The sequence below is a fragment of the Propionibacterium cyclohexanicum genome, from assembly GCF_900111365.1.
Classification (GTDB): domain Bacteria; phylum Actinomycetota; class Actinomycetes; order Propionibacteriales; family Propionibacteriaceae; genus Propionibacterium; species Propionibacterium cyclohexanicum.
Genome location: NZ_FOGZ01000046.1, coordinates 1 through 4,993, shown reverse-complemented (window position 1 = coordinate 4,993; position 4,993 = coordinate 1). Strand labels below are relative to the sequence as shown.

Here is a 4,993-nt window from a genome sequence, read left to right as displayed (position 1 = left end):
TTGATACACGTATTCTTCACACAATCGTGATTAACAGACCCCGTGCCCACCCCACCTCAACCCATCGGCGAGTCACCAAACGGCGCAAACTCTTACGGGACAGCCCGCCAGGCGTGCCGTCGTTCCTCTTGTCATTTTCAGAAGTCGGCTGCACGGAATGTCCGAAGTCGGCTGCACTATCTGCTGGAGGCCGCGCTCTGATCGACGACCCTGCTGATCTTGTTCTTCGGCGCTTCCCTCATTTTTTCGCCTGGCGGCGCAGGGCACGGAGCACTGTGTCGCCACGGTCGTCACCGCACGTCGCGGTCAGCCGGCTTCTACGGTGCCCATCATGCCCTGGTCCTCGTGGTCGAGGATGTGGCAGTGGTAGACGGTCTTCCCGGGAAAGTCCTCGAAGGCGATGAGGACTTTTACCTGGCTGCGGGCCGGGACGTTCACTACGTCCTGCCACCTCGGTTCGGAGAGGTCGCGGTTTCCGTCCTGGACGATCTGCATGGGCCATACGTGCAGGTGGATGGGGTGGTCCATGGGACTGGAGTTTTTCAGGGTCCACTCCTCCACGGTCCCGGCCGCCACGGGGGTGTCGACCCGGTCGGGGCCGAACTCCTGGCCGTTGATGGTGAATGCCATCATCGTGGTGTCCCCCTCACCGCCCCCACTGCCCATCATGGCCCCGCCGCCCATGCCCATGGCGAAGTCCAGGGTGCGGCGGGCGGTGATCGGCTCCCCGCGCAGATCTCGCAGGCCCGGTCCTTCAGGCACAGGTGGAGGTTTTTGGACGGGTGCTCCGGACACTGTCAGAGTGAGCAGCTCGACCGGCTCGCCGCTACCGGTCTCGTTGTCACCCATCATGGTCCCGCCCATCATGGCGTCCATGCCGCCGCGGTCCACCGGTGCGGCGACCAGCGTGGAGGAGCCCTCGGTCGTTTCCACGAGCATCTCGATGCGGTTGCCGGGGGCCAGCACCACTTCGGTGATGTCCTCGGGGGTCGGCAGGCGGCCGAGGTCGCGGCTGAGCACCCGCACCTGCTGGCCCTCCAACCGCAGTCGGAGGTACCGGGAGGGGCAGGCGTTCACGATTCGCCACCGTTCCCGCTCCCCGGGCGCGGCGTTCAGTTGCGGGCGGACCGCTCCGTTGACCAGCACGACCTCACCTTCCCGGCCCATCATCTGTTGCATCTGACTCACCTCGGCGAGGTTGCCCGAAGCATCCAGGGTCAGATCCGAGACCACCATGACCCGCTCCCGGGTGACCGGGACCGGCTCGGTGTCCTCAACGATGATGGCCCCGTAGAGTCCAGCGGCGACCTGATCGGCCACGTGGCCGTGGCGGTGCGGGTGGTACCAGTAGGTGCCCGGCGGATGGTCGGCGGGCAAGGCGAACTCATAGTTGAAGGACCCACCGGGTGCGATACTCACGAACGGGTTATCGCCGTTGCCTTCCGGGGAAACGTGCATCCCGTGCACGTGCAGGTTCGTCGGCGCCTCCAGACGGTTGGTCATCGCAACCCGCACTGTATCTCCGGGTGCCACGCGCAGAGTCGGGCCGGGAAGGGAGCCGTTGAAAGCCTTCACGGATGCCTGCCGTCCGCCGACCTGGATGCGTGTCTGGGCGGCGGTCAGGTCCAGTTCCAGCACGCCTTCGCGGCTGGCCAGCACCTGCGGTTCGATCAGGTCCTCACCACCGGTGTACCCGCGGCCGCCGGTGGCGGTCCACCACAGCCCGGTCCCGCCGACGACGGTGGCACCGGCCCCTGCCGCGCCAAGCGCCAGCAGCTGCCGGCGGGTCAGCGGGCTCACCGGCCGTCATCTTCGAGGGTCTGCAACCGTTCGCGGTACTCCTCGGCGCTCAACTCGCCGCGGGCGTAGCGCTCCTGGAGGATCTCCCGCCCCCGGCCAGGATCCGCGCCGGGGGCACGACCGTGATCGGGTGCGCCGGTGTTCGAGGATCTGCCGGAGAGGGTCGTTACCAGCACGACCACCAGCACGATTACCCCGGCGAGCACCAGCAGCCCGAAGACCCACATCAATCCCATACCACCCATACCGCCGCCGTTCATCATGATCGTGCTCCTTCTCTCTGGGCGTGCATGGTCAGATCTTCAATCCTATGTGTCTCTTGCCGGTATGTGTCAACCCAGTTTTGACCTCTCAAGCCTTGGGCAGCGGGCATTTCCTGCTCACCACCACCGGGATGGACCGTGTGCTGCAGGGGCCCCGCCGATGGAGACGGCGGCGATCCCAGCTTCGGTGGCTTCTTCGATCGCGGTCGCTAACCGGGCTGGGCCTGTCCGAAGCGCAGCAGCAGCGAATCGGGCACGGAACAGCAGAGCCTGGTGAGCCAGCGCGAAGGCTGTCGCTGTGAGGAGCGGTTACGATTCGGCCATGGGCAGGCCGACACTTTCGGCCTCGTTGAACATGGCGTCGATGTGGACCACGTCTTTGCCGGCGCGCTGCAGCAGGCTCGCGGCGATGCCGGAACGGTAGCCGGAGGCGCAGTGCACCCACAGCCGCTGTGGCGGGACGTCGCCCATCCGGGACGGCAGGTCATGGACGGGGATGTTGACGGCCCCTCGAATGTGGGAGGTTTCGAACTCGTCGGTGCGCCGCACGTCAAGAATGACTTCGTCACCGGTGCTGCCGCGGGGAACCTCATCCCAGCCAACCCGGGGATACTTGGCGGTTGGCACTCCATGGGCCCATTCGGCCGGGCCGCCGCCGGTGGCAGTATCGGGGGAATCGATGCCGATCCGGGACAGGTCCCGGATCGCGTTCTCCACATCTTCGTGCGTACCGAGCAGTGTCAGTTTGTCGTTCCAGGGCAGCACCCAGCCCAAATATCCGGTGAAGCTGGACCCGTCGCCATATTCGAAACTGACGGACCCATCCAGATGGTTGCTGGCGAAAGCGACCCGGTTGCGCAGGTCGATGACCCATTCGCCGTCGTTGAGGCGGCGGCCGAGTTCGCCGGCGTCGACCGACTCTGGCACTGTCAGGTCCGCGGGACCGGGGCCTTCAATGTTCAGGGGGCTCATGTGTGCGTAGTAGGCAGGGTAAGCGCTGAGGTTGGCGATCAATTCCGAAACGAAGTGGTCCTCGTCCGGATCTGTCAGAGCATGGTTGTCCCGGGCCTGCTCGCCGATAGTGGACGAATCAACCTGGGCGGCAGGTCCGCTGGAGCAGAAGGAACCGAACCCATGGGTGGGATACAGCGGGGCGTCCTGGACGGCTTCGGCAACGAGCCGCCGCGCCGAGGCGTACTGGTTCCGGGTGAGGGTCTCGGTGTCATCGTCGCTGACCAGGTCGGTGCGCCCAACGGAGCCATACAGCAGACTCCCTCCGGAGAAAACCGCCTGCCCTTGACCATCGCTGACGATATAGGACAGGTGGGTGTGGGTGTGCCCGGGCGTGGCCACCGCCTTGACGGATAGATCGCCGACCTGGAAGACCTCCCCGTCGGCAACCGGGGTCCGTTCGTAGTCGACGGGGTCGGCGGCGTTGACCAGATACTCTGCCCCGTGAGCCTTGGCGAGCATCAGCCCGCCGGTGAGGTAGTCGTTGTGGATGTGGGTTTCGGCAACGTGGGTGATTTTCACCCCCGCATTCCGGACGGCGGCTTCGAGCCGGTCGGTATCGCGCTGCGGGTCGATCACCAGTGCACTCGTGCCGTCGTGGACCAGGTAGCTGCGGTCGCCCAGTTGCGGGGTGTCGATCGTGATGACGTCCATGGGATGCTCCTTCACTATGGGCCCTGTTCACGCTGATGGAATAGGTGGGGTTCCTACGCTCCGGCGGCGGCCGGCAATTGAGCTAATGCGGCGCGCAGCCGGGTATCGGCATCGTCGGCCACTTCGCGGACAGCATCGGTGTCGCTGAGCTCGACCATGGTTTGCGGGTCAATGGCTTGGACCACCGTGGTGCCGGCTGATGGGCCGCGGCGCACGACGACGTTGCACGGCAGCAGCGCCCCCAGATCCGGCTCGGCGGTGAGGCCGCGCTGGGCCAGGCCGGGGTTGCAGGCACCCAGGATGACGTAATCGCCGAGCGCCTCTGCGGCCTCAGCGCCCAGCTTGCTCTCGAAGGTGGAGCGGACGTCGATTTCCGACAGGACGCCGAACCCCTGTTCAGAGAGGGCCTCCTTGGTCCGTTCCACGGCGTCGGTGTAGGAAAGGTCGACGGTGATCGTGTGGGTGTAGCTCATCTGCTGCTCCTTGCTGGTTGTACCTGCAGTGCTGCTTGACGATTCGTGCGGGCGGGGGTGCTGTTAGGCGAGGGAGAGGAACAGTTTTTCCAAGTCCTTCTTATCGATACTGGGGTCCTCCTGGCTCATGCACTGCTGAAGCCCGCTGGCGATGATGGCAAATCCAGCCTTATCCAGCGCCCGCGATACGGCGGCAAGCTGAGTCACCACATCCTTGCAGTCACTGCCGTTTTCGAGCATCCGTGTGACGGCACCAAGTTGTCCCTGTGCACGCTTGAGCCGGTTCACGACCGGGCCCAGATCTGTGGTGTCGAGTTGCATTGTTCCTCCATAGTCTTTCGTGCTTGCCTTCAATTGTATACCCCCAGGGGCTTATTACATACCCCCTAGGGTATGTGTAAGACTGGCTTCATTCCCACCAACGACAATCCTTTGGAGGACGATAATGATCGTGAATCAGTACTACCTCGGCTGCCTGTCCCATGGCTCCTACCTGATCGGCGATGAGAGAAGCGGTCAGGCGGTCGTCGTCGATCCGCGGCGCGACATTGGCGAGTACCTCGCCGACGCGGCGGCGAACAACCTGACGATCACCGGGGTGATCAATACCCACTTCCACGCCGACTTCGTCGCCGGCCACCTTGAACTCGCCCAGGCCACCGGCGCATGGATCGGCTACGGCCGCCGAGCAGAAACCGGCTCATCCCAATCGAGGGTGTAGTTGGGGTCTGAATCCGCCTGTCTCGAGCAGGCTTCTGGCGATGTAGTTGGTGAGGTTGCGGAAGCCCAGGG

The 4,993-nt window shown here is 64.7% G+C and carries 6 protein-coding genes; 1 reads left to right on the top strand and 5 read right to left on the bottom strand.

Annotation, left to right across the window (positions count from 1 at the left end; genetic code table 11):
• Positions 1-306: 306 nt before the first annotated feature.
• From BMX93_RS12490 to BMX93_RS12470, 5 genes are all read right to left on the bottom strand, one after another.
• Positions 307-1,800: a multicopper oxidase family protein gene (locus BMX93_RS12490; RefSeq protein ID WP_091971643.1), complete on the bottom strand. Its 1,494-nt coding sequence runs from the start codon at positions 1,798-1,800 to the stop codon at positions 307-309.
• Positions 1,797-2,063, bottom strand: coding sequence for an SHOCT domain-containing protein (locus BMX93_RS12485; protein WP_091971640.1), 267 nt, complete (start codon positions 2,061-2,063; stop codon positions 1,797-1,799). Before BMX93_RS12485 ends, BMX93_RS12490 begins: the two co-directional genes overlap by 4 nt.
• A gap of 309 nt (positions 2,064-2,372) precedes the next feature.
• Positions 2,373-3,728 (bottom strand): MBL fold metallo-hydrolase, encoded by a 1,356-nt coding sequence (locus tag BMX93_RS12480; RefSeq protein WP_062862453.1) that lies wholly within the window; start codon positions 3,726-3,728, stop codon positions 2,373-2,375.
• 53 nt (positions 3,729-3,781) lie between these two features.
• Positions 3,782-4,201, bottom strand: a complete 420-nt coding sequence (locus BMX93_RS12475) for a DUF302 domain-containing protein (RefSeq protein WP_062862454.1) — start codon at positions 4,199-4,201, stop codon at positions 3,782-3,784.
• 63 nt (positions 4,202-4,264) lie between these two features.
• Positions 4,265-4,522 (bottom strand): metal-sensitive transcriptional regulator, encoded by a 258-nt coding sequence (locus BMX93_RS12470; RefSeq protein WP_062862455.1) that lies wholly within the window; start codon positions 4,520-4,522, stop codon positions 4,265-4,267.
• A gap of 130 nt (positions 4,523-4,652) precedes the next feature.
• On the opposite strand from BMX93_RS12470, the gene BMX93_RS12465 reads away from it, so the two are divergent.
• Positions 4,653-4,922 (top strand): MBL fold metallo-hydrolase, encoded by a 270-nt coding sequence (locus BMX93_RS12465; RefSeq protein WP_218139347.1) that lies wholly within the window; start codon positions 4,653-4,655, stop codon positions 4,920-4,922.
• Positions 4,923-4,993: the final 71 nt, after the last annotated feature.